Origin of the sequence: Plantactinospora sp. KBS50, assembly GCF_002285795.1 — a bacterium.
In the GTDB taxonomy this organism is placed as follows: Bacteria; Actinomycetota; Actinomycetes; order Mycobacteriales; family Micromonosporaceae; genus KBS50.
The window spans coordinates 4,999,927-5,012,729 of record NZ_CP022961.1 but is presented as its reverse complement, the minus strand read 5'-3'; the positions used below and the strand labels follow the sequence as shown (position 1 = coordinate 5,012,729).

General features: G+C 76.1%; 10 protein-coding genes and 1 pseudogene. 3 read left to right on the top strand and 8 right to left on the bottom strand.

Annotated features, from left to right (window positions below; all coding sequences use genetic code 11):
- Positions 1-15 precede the first annotated feature (15 nt).
- Both CIK06_RS21490 and CIK06_RS21485 read right to left on the bottom strand, forming a co-directional pair.
- Positions 16-684 (bottom strand): response regulator transcription factor, encoded by a 669-nt coding sequence (locus tag CIK06_RS21490; RefSeq protein WP_095566325.1) that lies wholly within the window; start codon positions 682-684, stop codon positions 16-18.
- 176 nt (positions 685-860) lie between these two features.
- Entirely contained in the window at positions 861-1,820 is a 960-nt protein-coding gene (locus CIK06_RS21485; RefSeq protein WP_095568022.1) for an aldo/keto reductase, read from the bottom strand.
- Positions 1,821-1,937: 117 nt separating this feature from the next.
- Here CIK06_RS21485 and CIK06_RS21480 point away from each other — a divergent pair, with 117 nt between their 5' ends.
- Entirely contained in the window at positions 1,938-2,615 is a 678-nt protein-coding gene (locus tag CIK06_RS21480) for a TetR/AcrR family transcriptional regulator (protein ID WP_232533777.1), read from the top strand.
- On the opposite strand, the gene CIK06_RS21475 is transcribed toward CIK06_RS21480, so the two are convergent.
- From CIK06_RS21475 to CIK06_RS21465, 3 genes and pseudogenes are all read right to left on the bottom strand, one after another.
- Positions 2,522-3,988, bottom strand: coding sequence for an FAD-dependent monooxygenase (locus tag CIK06_RS21475; protein WP_095566324.1), 1,467 nt, complete (start codon positions 3,986-3,988; stop codon positions 2,522-2,524). The genes CIK06_RS21480 and CIK06_RS21475 overlap by 94 nt on opposite strands.
- A gap of 225 nt (positions 3,989-4,213) precedes the next feature.
- The gene (locus tag CIK06_RS21470) at positions 4,214-5,341 is read right to left on the bottom strand and encodes a MerR family transcriptional regulator (protein WP_095566323.1); all 1,128 of its coding nucleotides are present in this window, start codon (positions 5,339-5,341) and stop codon (positions 4,214-4,216) included.
- Positions 5,342-5,388: 47 nt separating this feature from the next.
- Positions 5,389-6,590: pseudogene (locus CIK06_RS21465) on the bottom strand (trans-acting enoyl reductase family protein).
- A 161-nt stretch (positions 6,591-6,751) separates the two neighbouring features.
- Here CIK06_RS21465 and CIK06_RS21460 point away from each other — a divergent pair.
- Complete coding sequence (locus tag CIK06_RS21460; protein ID WP_095568020.1) at positions 6,752-9,526, top strand: LuxR C-terminal-related transcriptional regulator; 2,775 nt, start codon at positions 6,752-6,754, stop codon at positions 9,524-9,526.
- Positions 9,527-9,640: 114 nt separating this feature from the next.
- Here the strand turns inward: CIK06_RS21460 and CIK06_RS21455 are convergent, their stop codons facing one another.
- Together CIK06_RS21455 and CIK06_RS21450 are read right to left on the bottom strand one after the other, a co-directional pair.
- Positions 9,641-10,195 (bottom strand): DsbA family protein, encoded by a 555-nt coding sequence (locus CIK06_RS21455; protein ID WP_095566322.1) that lies wholly within the window; start codon positions 10,193-10,195, stop codon positions 9,641-9,643.
- A 77-nt stretch (positions 10,196-10,272) separates the two neighbouring features.
- Positions 10,273-10,950, bottom strand: coding sequence for a BON domain-containing protein (locus tag CIK06_RS21450; protein WP_232533776.1), 678 nt, complete (start codon positions 10,948-10,950; stop codon positions 10,273-10,275).
- A 454-nt stretch (positions 10,951-11,404) separates the two neighbouring features.
- Here CIK06_RS21450 and CIK06_RS21445 point away from each other — a divergent pair, with 454 nt between their 5' ends.
- Positions 11,405-12,034: a hypothetical protein gene (locus CIK06_RS21445; protein WP_095566320.1), complete on the top strand. Its 630-nt coding sequence runs from the start codon at positions 11,405-11,407 to the stop codon at positions 12,032-12,034.
- An 80-nt stretch (positions 12,035-12,114) separates the two neighbouring features.
- On the opposite strand, the gene CIK06_RS21440 is transcribed toward CIK06_RS21445, so the two are convergent.
- A complete protein-coding gene (locus CIK06_RS21440) occupies positions 12,115-12,540 on the bottom strand; it encodes a hypothetical protein (RefSeq protein ID WP_095566319.1) in 426 nt (141 codons plus the stop codon).
- Between the last annotated feature and the right edge of the window lie 263 nt (positions 12,541-12,803).

The following is a 12,803-nucleotide window of genomic DNA, read 5'->3' as shown; positions in this document are numbered from 1 at the left end:
GAGTGGGCCCAACCGTCAGTCGAGGGCGTAGGCGTAGCCGACGTGGCGGACCGTCTCGATCCGTTCGGGCCGGTCCAGCTTGCCGCGCAGCCGGCGCACGTACCCGTCCACGACGTTGCTGCCCGGATCGAAGGTGAGCCCCCAGACGTCGGCGAGCAGTTCGTCCCGGCTGCACGGCTGGCCGGCGCGGGTCATCAGGTGTTGCAGCAGCAGGAACTCCCGCAGCGCCAGCTCGACGTCGATGCCGTTGACGGTGGCCAGACAGTCGAGCAGGTCGAGGCGTACCGGTCCGATCTGGAACCACCGGTTCGCCGCGCCGGGCGCCGCGGAGCGCATCCAGGCGCGGACCCGGGCGACCAGTTCGGCCACCGCGAACGGCCGGGCCAGGAAGTCGGCGGCACCGGCGGCCAGCACGGCGATCCGGGTGCCCAACTCGGGCGCCGCGGAGAGCACCAGGACCCGCTGGCCGGGCCGCTCGGCCAGCAGCCGCCGCAGGACCGGACGGCCGTCGGTGCCGGGCCTGGTCAGGTCGAGAACCGTCAGGTCGAACTCGCTGCCGAGGGCGGGATCGGCGCCTGTCGACCCATCGGCCCGTGATCCCGGGGTGAGCGCGTCGGCACGCAACGCGCGGCCGACCAACTGACCGATCCGATCGTCATCCTCGGTCACCAGTACCCGCCCCACCAGGCCCCCTCGCCCCACGCCCCGCAGTCCCGCGCCGCGCTGCGGCCCGCTGACTGGCGAGTTAGGGATACCACGGAACGGTGCCGGCTCCTGTCACGGTTCCGACAGGAGCCGGCACGGGCGCCGTTGGGGTCGCGGAAATCGGACCTGTGGGGTCGGCCGCCCGCCGCGGCCGGTCAGCCGCCGAGGAGGATGCGGTCGATCTCGCCGATCTCGTCCGGCGAGAGCTTGGGGTCGGCCAGCGCGTCCACGTTCGCGGTCAACTGCTCGATGCTGCTCGCGCCGATGACCAGGCTGGTCATCCGGGTGTCCCGCAGCGCCCACACCAGCGCCAGCTGCGCCAGCGTACGGCCCTGCCCGGCGGCCAGTTCGGTGAGTTCGCGGACCACGGTCATGGTCGGTGCGTCGAGGTCGCGTTCGGAGAGGAACTCGCTGGTGCGTACCCGGGAATCGGCCGGAATGCCGTCCAGGTAGCGGTCGGTGAGCACACCCTGGGCCAGCGGGCTGAACGCGATGCAGCCGGCGCCGACCTCGGCGAGGGTGTCCAGCAGGCCGTCCCGCTCGGTCCACCGGTTCAGCATGGAGTACGACGGCTGGTTGATCAGCAGCGGCGTGCCGAGGTCCCGCAGGATCGCCGCGGCCCGCGCGGTCTGTTCGGCCGAGTAGTTGGAGATGCCGGCGTACATCGCCCTGCCGGACCGGACGGCGGCGTCCAGCGCCGACATCGTCTCCTCCAGCGGAGTGTCCGGGTCCGGCCGGTGGTGGTAGAAGATGTCCACATAGTCCAGCTTGAGCCGGCGCAGCGACGCGTCGAGGGAGGAGAGCAGGTACTTGCGGGAGCCCCACTCACCGTACGGGCCGGGCCACATCCGGTAGCCGGCCTTGGTGGAGACGACCAGTTCGTCGCGGTAGCGGCCGAGGTCGGTGGCGAGCACCCGGCCGAACCGTTCCTCCGCCGAGCCGGCCGGCGGCCCGTAGTTGTTCGCCAGGTCGAAGTGCGTGATGCCCAGGTCGAACGCCCGCAGCAGGATCTCCCGCTGCTGGTCCTGGGACCGTCCGTGCCCGAAGTTGTGCCACAGGCCGAGCGAGAGGGCGGGCAGGCACAGGCCGCTGCGGCCGGCCCGGCGGTAGGTCATCGTTTCGTAGCGTCCGGGCGCGGCGAGGTAGGTCACGGCCCGAGAGTAGTGCCCGGCGCTGGGCGCGGGCGACCGCCGGGCCGGCCGGCGAGGCTATAGCATCGCCCGGGTGAGCGGGTGGGGGACGCCGGGGCGGCGCGGCTGATGCGGGCGGAGGGCTCGCGACCGGTCCGCAAGTCCGACCGGACCCGGCTGGCCATCCTCGCGGCGGCCCGGCGGCAGTTCACCGACCTCGGGTACGACAAGGCCAGCGTGCGGTCGATCGCCGGTGCGGCGGGCATCGACCCGTCCATGGTCATCCGCTATTTCGGCAGCAAGGACGGGCTCTTCGACGCGGCACTGGCGGCCGATCTGGCGCTGCCCGACCTGGTCGGAGTGCCGCCGGCGGATCGGGGCCGGACGCTGGCGGAGCACTTCGTGCGGCGCTGGGAGGGCGACCTGCACGACGACGCGCTGGCGTTGCTGCTCCGCTCGGCGGCCACCAACCCGGCGGCGGCCGACCGGGTGCGGGAGATCTTCCGCCGCCAGCTCGTCGGCATGATCGCCGCGGTGGTGCCGCCGGCGGAGGCGCCCCGGCGGGCCGGGCTGGTGGCCACCCAGGTGCTCGGGCTCGCGCTCTGCCGCTACCTGCTGCGGCTGCCGCCGGTGGTCGGGATGACGCCGGCCGCGATCGGCCGGATGATCGGCCCCACGCTCCAGCGCTACCTCAGCGAACCGCTGGAGGAGCCCGGCAGCGCGGCCGAGAGGCTGGCCGGGGGCGGCGTGGCCGGGCCGTCGGCGGCCCAGCCCAGGTAGCCGTCCGGGCGTACCAGCAGGGTGGCCGGCAGGCCGTCGGCGCGGACCGCCGGGGTGAGCCGCCCGGCCCAGCCCGGCGGCGGTGTCACCGGTGCGGCGGTGACCAGCACGGACCGGCCGCCGCGCAGCGCCTCGTAGAGCCGCTGCGGCGTACCGTCCGGCCCGCTCAACGGCAGGTCCGGCACCCGGGTCCCGACCGACGGGTGGGCGCCGGGCGGCGCGGGATAGCGGGTCGCGATTCCGGACACCCGGGCGGCGAGCCGGTCGTTCAGCGCCGGGATGCCCGCGGCGAGCCGGACCACCAGGTTCCGGAGCAGCAGTCGCGGCCCGGGGCCGGCGGTGACGGCCCGCAACAGGGCGCCGCTGGTCCGCAGCACCTGGGTACCCACCGGATACCGCTCGCTCTCGTACGTGTCCAGCAGCGCCGCGGGAGCGGTGTCGTGCAGGACGGCGGCGAGCTTCCAGCTCAGGTTCGCCGCGTCCTGCAGGCCGGTGTTCATGCCCTGACCGCCGGCGGGCGAGTGGACGTGCGCCGCGTCGCCGGCCAGCATCACCCGGCCGGACCGGTACGTGGTGGCCTGCCGCTCGTCGCTGTGGAACCGGGACAGCCAGCGCGCGTCGTGCATGCCGAAGTCGGTGCCCAGCGCCTCCCGGGTCAGCGCCGCGATCTCGGCCAGCTCGACCGGAGCGCTGTCCGGCAGTTGGTGGGTGCGGTCCCAGGCGATGACGCGGTACCAGCCGTCGCCGAACGGTGCGAGGAAGGCGAACGCCCGGCCGTCCGCGCCCACCGACAGCACCTCGGGCGGCTGCTCGGCGAGCCGCACGTCGGCCAGCATCAGCGACCGCACGGCGGCGTTCCCGGGGAAGTCGATGCCCAGGGCGGTCCGGACGGTGCTGCGTACCCCGTCGGCGCCCACCAGGTACCGCGCCCGCAGGGTGCGCGGGCCGGCCGGGGATCCCACCGTCACCCGGACCGCGTCCTGGTCCTGGTCGACGCCCGTCACCTCGACGCCGGTCTCGATCCGCGCGCCCTGCTTCGTGGCCCACCGGCTGAGCACCGCCTCGGTGTGGTACTGCGGGGTGACCAGCACGAACGGGAACCGGGACGGCAGCCGGCCCAGGTCGAGCTGCGCGCGGCCGAACAGCCGCAGCCGGCGCAGCCGCTGGCCGGTGCCGAGCAGTTCCTCGGCCAGGCCGCGGGCGTCGAACAGCTCCAGGGTGCGGGCGTGCACGGCGAACGCCCGGGTCAGGTTCGACTCGTGCGCCCACCGTTCCAGCACCGTGCAGGAGACCCCGGCGGCGGCGAGGTCCCCGGCCAGGAGCAACCCGGTGGGGCCGGCACCGGCGACGATCACCTCTGCATCGACGTTCATGACCCCTCCCTCGATTTTGCCAACGACTGTTGACAAAGATAGCCGTCGAGCCGAGAAGATGTCAACGAACGTTGAATTCGATCGTGCGGGCGCCGGCCCCCGGACCGCCGTGCCCGCCCCGGACCGCCGTGCCCGCCCCGGACCGCCGTGCCCGCCCCGGACCGCCGTGCCGGTCCCCGGACCCCCGTGCCCGCCCCGGACCCCTGCCGGCCCCGCCGGTCGCCGCTACAGCCGGACCGGCATCAGCACCGAGTAGCCCGGTCCGGTCGCCGACCGGATGGCCAGCGGGCGGACCGGGTTGTCGAGTTCCAGGACCAGTTGGCCCGGTCCACCGGCGTCCAGGGCCTGCAGCAGGAACTCCCGGTCCAGCGCGATCGTCTCGCCCGGGCCCGGCGCGTGCGGGTCGGACACCGCGACGCCGCCGGCCGGGTCCGGGGCCAGCACCACGATCTCCCGCGGTACGCCGTCGTGCTCGCGCACCAGCGCCCGGCCGGAGCGCACCGCCGCCCGCAGCGCCGTTCCGTCCACGGCCAGCCGGCGGTGCGGCCCGGGGGACGCGTCGCGCAGCACCCGGGTCAGGTCCGGCCATTCGCCCGCCACGGCGCCGCCGGTCGCGCGGTGCCCGGCCACGGTGACCGACAGTTCCGCATCGGCCACCTCGACCACGACCTCGTCGTCGGTCTCGTCCTCGGGCGCCGGAGACCGGCCGCCGGTCCGGTCGCCGGTCCGGCCGCCGAGCCGGCCATCGGTCCGGCCGCCGAGCCGGTCGCGGACCTCGTCAACCAGCGCCGCCGGCAGGGTTACCCGGATCGGCGGGCCGGACCGGCCGAGCACCGGCGCCGTGGCGATCGCCAGCCGGTAGCGGTCGGTGGCCAGCAGTCGCAACCCGTCGTCGGTCTCCTCCAGCCGCACGCCGGACAGCGCCGGAAGCTCGGGATCGGTGCCGACGGCGAAGCGGACGGCGTCGAGGGCGGCGGCCAACGTGCTGGCGCGCACGGTGCATCGGGTGGACATGGGGTTCTCCTCGCGGATCAGCAGGGCATGGACGCGGGAGAGTTCGAGCCGGGCATCGGCGAGACCGTCCTGCAGTCGGCGCAGGTGCGCATCCAGCAGCGGCACGACGGCGTCCGGATCCGGCCAGCGGGCCAGCACCGTCCGGATCTCCGGCAGCGGCATCCCGACCCGGCGCAGGCCGGCCAGCAGCCGCGCCGGACCGAGCTGCCGCCGGGCGTACCAGCGGTAGCCGGTGTGCGGATCCACCACGGCCGGGACCAGTACGCCCGCGCCGTCATAGAACCGCAGCGCGCTGACCGACAGGCCGCTGGCCCGGGACAGCTCGCCGATGCTGTGCATCGTCCTCTCCACAGCCAGGGATCCTGGGGCCTCGACCGGGTCGAGGGTCAAGCCGGCGGGTGCGCCGACCCGGCCGGCGGGTCCAGCACCCGGAACCCGATCCCGGCGGCGCTCAGCCGGGCGGTCAGCGCGTCGCCCATGGCCACCGCCGTGGTGACCTGCCCGGCCGTCGGCGGCAACTCGTCCAGCGCCAGGCTCAGCGCAGCCTCGCCGAGCATCTTGGCGGTCTCGTCGTACCCGGGATCCCCGCCGCTGACCTCGGTGACCACCCGCTGCCCGCCGCCGTGGCCGACGAACCGCACGCTGAACCAGCCCTTCGCCCGCTGCGCGGCCGACGGCCCCTGCCCGGAGGTCATCCGCCCGGCCAGCCAGTTCCGGGTCACGGGCATCCGGATCAGGCCGGCGACCCCGGCCAGCGCCGCCACCCCGGCCACCGCGGTACGCAGCCGGCGCACCGCCACGTAGTGCGAGTAGCTGAACTCCGGCCCGTACGCCGGCAGGGCCGCCGCGGACCGGCGGACCACCAGCGGGTCGATGGTGGGCATCGGCAGCGCCCAGACGCCCAGCTCGGCGACCCGGCCGGGCCGCCCCGGCAGCGCGCGGACCCGGCGGCCGGCCGGGCCGGCTCGCTCCGGCGGCGCTTGCGGGCCACGGCCGCCGCCTGCCGGCGCCGGGAGACCGCCAGCAGCGCCGAGTGGTACGTCCCGGCCGAGAAGCGACCGCCGGCCCGGACATAGCCGGCCAGGTTGATCGGTACGTCCCGGGGCAGCCGGCGGACGGTGAAGTAGGCGCCCAGGTCGTGCGGTACCGAGTCGAAGCCGCAGGCGTGCACGAGCCGGGCGCCGGTGCGCAGCGCGGTGTCCTGGTGCCGCAGGTACATCTCGTCGACGAACTCCGGTTCCCCGGTGATGTCCAGGTAGTCCGTGCCGGCCGCGGCGCAGGCGGCGACCAGCGGCTCGCCGTGACGCTGGTACGGCCCGACGGTGCTGGCCAGCACCCGGGCCTCGGCGGCCAGCCGGCCCAGCGCGGCCGGGTCGGTGACGTCGGCGTCCAGCAGCGGCAGGTCGGCGAGCGCCGGGTCGCCGGCGGCCAGCTCCGTGCGCAGGGCGGCGAGTTTGTCCCGGTTACGCCCGGCCAGTGCCCAACGCAACCCCGCCGGGGCGGTACGCGCCAGGTAGCGGGCGGTCAGCCCGCCGGTGAAACCGCTGGCGCCGAAGAGGACGAGGTCGTACGGGCGGTCGCTGGGCATCCCCGCAGTGTGCCATCGATCGCGCGGTCCGGCTCACCGTCACCCGGGCTCGTCCGCAAGGGGTGAACCGGCTCCGGCCGGGTAATCCGCCGCACCCGTCCGGCCGGCACCACCGGTGCGGACGGCACCGGTTCCCCGCCACCGGAGGAGGTACCCCGCAGGTGTCCCAGGACTTGCCCACCGTGACCGCCCCGCCGCCGCTGCCCGCGGGCCGGCTCGACCCGGCGCCCGTGCCCGACACCCTGGTCGAGCGGCCGCGCCTGCACCAACTGCTGGACACCGGTGCCGCCCGGCCGGTCACCCTGGTCCGCGCGCCGGCGGGCTGGGGCAAGACCGTGCTGCTCAGCGCGTGGTACCGGGCGGGCCGGTGGCCGGGGCGCCCGGTCTGGCTGACCCTGGAGCCGGCGGACTCCGCCGACCGCGTCTGCGCGTACCTGGCCACGGCGCTGGAGGCCGGCCCGGCGGGCGCGGGCGACCCGCTGGACCGGTTGGCCGGCGCGGTCGCCCGGCACGGCGAACCGGTGGTGCTGGTGCTGGACGACGCGGACCACGCCGGCCCGGACCTGTGGGACGGACTGGACCGGCTGGCGCGGCACTGCGCCGGCCGGCTTCGGCTGGTCCTGGCCGCCCGCACCGATCCGGCCCTCGGCCTGCACCGCTGGCGGCTCAGCGGCGAGCTGACCGAACTGGGCGTGGCCGAGTTGGCGTTCACCCCGCAGGAGGCCGACCGGCTGTTGGCCGCGCACGGGCTGCGGCTGCCGGCGGACCGGGTGGCGGATCTGGTCGAGCGCGCCGAGGGGTGGCCGGCCGGCCTCCGGCTGGCCGCGCTGGCGCTGCGGGACCGGGTCGATCCGGACGGGTACGCGGCCGGCTTCGACGGCGACGACCCGGGCGTGGCCGACTACCTGCGCTCCGAGGTGCTGGCCGGGTTGCCCGCGGCGGACCGGGACGCGCTGCGCCGCGCGGCGGTCGCCGCATGCCTCTCCGCCGACCTGCTCGTGGCGCTCGACGGCCCCGACGCCGAGGACCTGCTGGACCGGGCCGAGCGCACCGGCTTCGTGCTCCCGCTGGGCACCCGGCCGCCGACCTGGCGGTGCCACCGGCTGCTGGCCGGACTGCTCCGGTCCGAACTGGCCCGGCTGCCCGGATCCGAGGTGCGGGAACTGCACCGCCGGGCGGCCGACTGGGCGGCCGGCCACGACCGGCCGGCGGACGCGCTGCGGCACGCGCTGACCGCCGACGCGCCGGCGCTGGCCCGGCGGATCCTCCGGGACCACTGGCCGGACCTGATCCCCGCGGTCGCCACCGGCGATCCGGGCGTGCCGGCCCCGCCGCCGCCGGAGGATCTCGGCGTCGAGCCGGAACTGGCGCTGGCGTACGCGGCGGACCGGCTGCGCGAACGCGACCCGGCGGCCGTGGTGGCCACCCTGGGGCTGATCGCGGGTCGGGCCGGTGCCGCGGTCAGACCCGGTGCGGCCGGCCGGGACGGTGCGCACGAGCTGCCCGTACCGGTGGTCCTCGCGGCACTGCGGCTGGGCGCCGCGCAACTGGCCGGCGACCCGGCCGGGGTGGCCGAGGAGGCCCGGGCACTGCTGGACGCGGCCGGCATCGCCCCGGCGGGGCCGGCCGGGGTGCTGCCGGCGGGGTCGGCGGTCCCGGCGGGGCCGGTCGGGCCGGCGGTGCTGGACGCTGCTGCGCACGGTGGTGCGCACGGTGGCCCGGACCCGGCGGCCAGCGCTCGCGCGCTCGGCGGTACGGCGCTCGGCGCCGTGCGGTTCGGCGAGGGCGACCTGGCCGGCGCGGAGGCCGACCTGGCCGCGGCGCGTACCGACGCCCGCCGGGCCGGACTGGACCGGGCCGAGCTGGTGGCCACCGCGCGGCTCGCGCTGGTCCGGGCGGTGCGCGGCCCGCTGCGGGCCGCCGAACAGGACGCCCGTACCGCGGTCGGCTCCACCGCCTGCCGGGACCGGCGGACCGCCGCGGACTGCGGTCCGGCGTACCTGGCCCAGGCGGTCGTGGCGGCCGAGCGGGACCGGCCGGCGGAGGCGGCCGCCCACCTCGCGCTGGCCGACGGCGCCCGGCAACCGGGCGACGAGCCCGTGCTGGCGGCCCTCGCCGAGCTGGTCCGGGCCCGGCTGCGCGCCGTCGACGGCGATCCGGTGGGTGCGTTCCAGGCCCTCCAGCGGGGCCGGGAACACCTGGCGGGCCGGCCGGCCCCGCTTGTCGAACCGGCGTTGCTGGCCGCCGAGGCCGACCTGCGCAGCGCGAACGGGGATCTGGACACCGCCCGGTCGCTGCTGGTCGGTGCGATCGAGGTGGCCGGGGAGCCGGCGCCGCCGCTCGCGGTGGCGCTGGCCCGGGTGCACCTGCTGGCCGGCGATCCCGGTGCCGCCGCGCGCACGCTGCCGGACTGGGAGGCGCCGGCCGCGGCCGGCTGGCCCATGCCGGTCCGGCTGGCCGCCGGGCTGCTGGCGGCCCTCGCGGCTCGGGCCGGCGACGGGCACACCGGCGGCGGGCGCCCGGCGTCCGGCGGGCGGGCCGGCCGGATCGTGGAGCGGGTCCTCGACCTCGCCGAACCGGACGGCTACCGGCTCGTGTTCACCCATTCGAACCCGCCGGTGCGGGAACTGCTCGCCGAACAGCGCGACGCCGGGACGGCGCACTGGCCGATGCTCGACGAGCTGTTGCGCGGCGACGGACACGCCCCGGCCGCCGGGCCGCCGGCCGCGCCCGCGGCGCTCGGCGAACCGCTCACCGAGCGCGAGCTGACGGTGCTGCGCTACCTGCAGAGCATCCTGTCCAACGTGGAGATAGCCAGCGAGATGTCGCTGTCGGTGAACACCGTCAAGACGCATGTCCGCAACATCTACCGCAAGCTCGACGCGAACCGCCGCCGCGAGGCCGTCCGCCGGGCGCGCGAGCTGCATCTGCTGTGAGCTGCATCTGCTCTGCGCGGCAGCCGCCGCGGGCAGCGCGCGGGGCCCTCCCGTTGCCGGGAGGGCCCCGCGTTCACCTGCCGGGAACCCCGTCGACGCGCGACGGCGGACCGGTCACGGCCCGGCGGCGGCATCCACCGCGGTCAGCAGGTCGGCCAGTGCGTATCCGCCCTCGTGCCGGGCCCCGTTCACGAAGAACGTGGGCGTCGCGTTGACCCCGGCCCGGATGCCGCCCACGAAGTCGGCGCGGACCCGGTCGAGCCAGCGGTGCGCGTTCACCTCGTCCGAGACGGCGTCCACGGGCACGCCCGCCTGCTGCGCGCCGAGGGACAGGTGCACCGGGTCGAGCTGTTCCTGGTGGTCGAAGAGCCAGTCGTGCACCTCCCAGAACCGGTCCCGGCTGCCGGCCGCCTCCGCGGTCTCGGCGGCCATCTCGGCGTACGGATGGACGTTGACCACCGGGAAGTGCCGGTAGACCAGGCGTACCGTGTCGGCCCGCTGGCGCAGCACATCCCGCAGGTTCCGGGCGGCCGCCCCGGAGTGCGGGCACTGGAAGTCCGCGTACTGCACGACCGTCACCGCGGCGTCCACCGGACCCCGGGCGTGGTCGTTCTCGTGTACCGGCGTGCGCAGCCGGCCCGTGGTGACCTGGAGCGGAGTGCTACTCATGGCGGTACCTCCGCAAGCTCGTCAGGACTGGAGGGCTGGTCCGTTCCGGATGGCCGGGATCACCCGGCCGGGTCGGATCAGCCCTGGACGACCAGCTCGTTGCGGACCTCCTCGACGCCGGGTCCGGACCACGCCACCCGCTCGGCCTCCTGCCGTTCGAGTGCGGACCGCACCGTGCCGCGCAGCGTCACCGTGCCGTCGTCGACCTCGATGCCCAACTGCTGCGCGTCCGCCGAGACGGTCCGCACCAGGGCGGTCACCAGCCGGTGCCGCAGTTCCTCGGCCGAGGGCCGGACCCGCGGCCGGACCTGGATCCCGTTGGTGAGGCCCTGTACGCCGGTCAGCCGCCGGACCGAGCGTTCGGCGGCGCGGCGCTGGTACTCCCACTCGACCTCGCCGCGCAGCACCACCCAGCCGTTGGCCACGGTCACGCTGAGCCCGTCGGCGGGGATGAAGGCGTCCCACTCCAGCGCCCGCGTCACCGAGGTGGCGATCTCGGCGTCGGTGCGCCCGGTGGCGGTCGACAGCCGTACGGCGATGTCGTTGGCGACCGCCCGTACTCCGGAAAGCCGGTGCGCCGCGCGTTCCGCGGCCCATTTCCGGGCGTAGCTGTCCACCCATCCGGTCAGCGCCACCACACCGTCCGATACGGTCACGCCGATCTCGTTCGGCCGCACCTGGGGATCCCAGTCGAGTTCGGCCAGGATGTTCCGTTGAATGGCCTCGTCGTTGCGAGCCATCGTGGTGACCATCACTCGGCTCCCTCCGGGTCGGCGCCGCGCCGGGCGCGGCGGCGACGTCCCGCACCGCGTGGCGCGGGCCGGCGCGGGCCGGGCACGCCCCACCCGCGCACCTCCGATCGTCGCGCCGGCCGCGGTGAACCGGCCTCACCCACCCCGGATGACCGGCCCGCGGGCCGCGCCGGCCCGGCGGGTGCCGGCGGAGCGCAGCGGCACACCGGAAACACAGCGCGCGCACGGGGAACGCAGCGCACACCGGGAACGCAGCGGCACTCCGGGCATCCAGCGGCACTCCGGGAATCCGGCGGCACATCGGGAATCCGGCGGCACAGGCGGAAACCGGACGGGCGGGCGGATGTCCGGCGGGGACGGGGTGAGGTGTCCGATCGGGACGGGCGCGGCGTCGGCAAGAGGGGCCGCGGTCGGATGTCCGCCAGGACGATAGGGCTACCGGCCGCGTGATGGCACGATGGTGGCGTTCGGTGATCAGAGTGCAACGCTGAGCGGCCGAGCGTCGCTGCCGGACGGCCGGGAGGTGACGATGGACCGGCAGGCCACGGGCCTTTTCGCCGGGATCGTGGTGGTCGGTCTCGGGCCAGCCCTCTGGGTGGGCGCGCAACTGTCCCGACCGCTGGGACCGGAACCCAACCGGCCCCGGGTGACCGTCACCCGGCCGGTGACGTATCCGCCGACCGTGCCGGCGGCGGGCTTTCCGTCCCCGACCCCGCCGTCCGGGCCGGACGACCAGGGCGTGAGTGGCGCGGACCCACCGGGTCAGGGCGGCGGTCGGCCGGTGCCGGACCAGCCGGAGGTACTCGCCGGGACCTCGGCTCCGTCCGGCACCGCCGCGTCCACCCCCGGGCCGATCGGCGCCTCATCCGCCCGAGCGAGCCCGAGCGGTACGGCGGCAACCACGCAACCCGCCGGGGCGTCGGACCCGTCGACCGATCCCGCGCAGAGCGGATCGGCCGAACCGGTGCCGACCCGGACGGCGCCCACCCAGGACCCCGACGGCGGCGAGTCATCGCCGCCGGTGAGTCCGTCGGTGCACAGCGACGAGCCGGCGGATCCGTCGTCCGGCGCCGAGCGCCCGGGCTGAGGCACCCGGGCTGAGGCGCCCGGGCTGAGGCGCCCGGGCGCCGCCTCGGACCCTCGGGCGCCGCGTCCGGGACGGGCGGGTCAGTTGTTGGAGGCCGGCGAGCCGGGGCGGTCCACGTCGACGAACTCGACCTCGTCGCCCGCGCCGAGGGTCGCGTTGTCCCGGGCCATCGCGGCCCGGGCCGCGGTGCCGGCGGCCCAGCCGACGGCGGCGCCGATGAGGCCGGCGGCGATCAGGTATGTCCAGGGCAGCCGGGAGCGGCGCCCGGAGAGCGCGTCGAACGCGAGGCTGGCCCGCTGCCACGCCTCGTCGGCCACGGATCCCGCCCGGTCCCGCGCATCGTCGGTGAGCCCGGCGGTGGCCGACCTCGCCGACCTGGCGGTGTCCAGTGCGGTGTCCCGGATCGTCTCGCCCGCCGAGTTGACCGCGGCGACCAGGTGATCCCACGCCTGGTCGGCGATTCGCTCGGTCCTGCTCCGGCGGTCCAGCAGGTTGCTTCCGAACATCGGTGTCCTCCTCGGCTGCCGAACGTTCGCTGACCACTTCGGACAGAAACGTTCTGTTCGGCGCGGTTGCGGTTGCTGCATCCGAGGTGCCCGCGCACGCTTGGTGGCAAACTCGCGATCATGGCGGAGCCGCTGGCTGCGCAGGGTAAGGGTAGCAGCACGAGGCAGGCATGTTCGGTCGGTCGCCGGGCCGTGGCCGGGCCGTCGCCGGGGAAGCTTGGGTGGCGAACATTACGTCTGGGGACATCCGCCCTGATCGTGGG

Bases quoted from the DNA above. Each gene is read 5' to 3' on its own strand.
- CIK06_RS21440 (WP_095566319.1), bottom strand. From the start codon at position 12,540: ATGTTCGGAAGCAACCTGCTGGACCGCCGGAGCAGGACCGAGCGAATC.
- CIK06_RS21485 (WP_095568022.1), bottom strand. From the start codon at position 1,820: ATGACCTACCGCCGGGCCGGCCGCAGCGGCCTGTGCCTGCCCGCCCTC.
- CIK06_RS21445 (WP_095566320.1), top strand. From the start codon at position 11,405: ATGGTGGCGTTCGGTGATCAGAGTGCAACGCTGAGCGGCCGAGCGTCG.
- CIK06_RS21470 (WP_095566323.1), bottom strand. From the start codon at position 5,341: ATGCACAGCATCGGCGAGCTGTCCCGGGCCAGCGGCCTGTCGGTCAGC.
- CIK06_RS21455 (WP_095566322.1), bottom strand. From the start codon at position 10,195: ATGAGTAGCACTCCGCTCCAGGTCACCACGGGCCGGCTGCGCACGCCG.
- CIK06_RS21475 (WP_095566324.1), bottom strand. From the start codon at position 3,988: ATGAACGTCGATGCAGAGGTGATCGTCGCCGGTGCCGGCCCCACCGGG.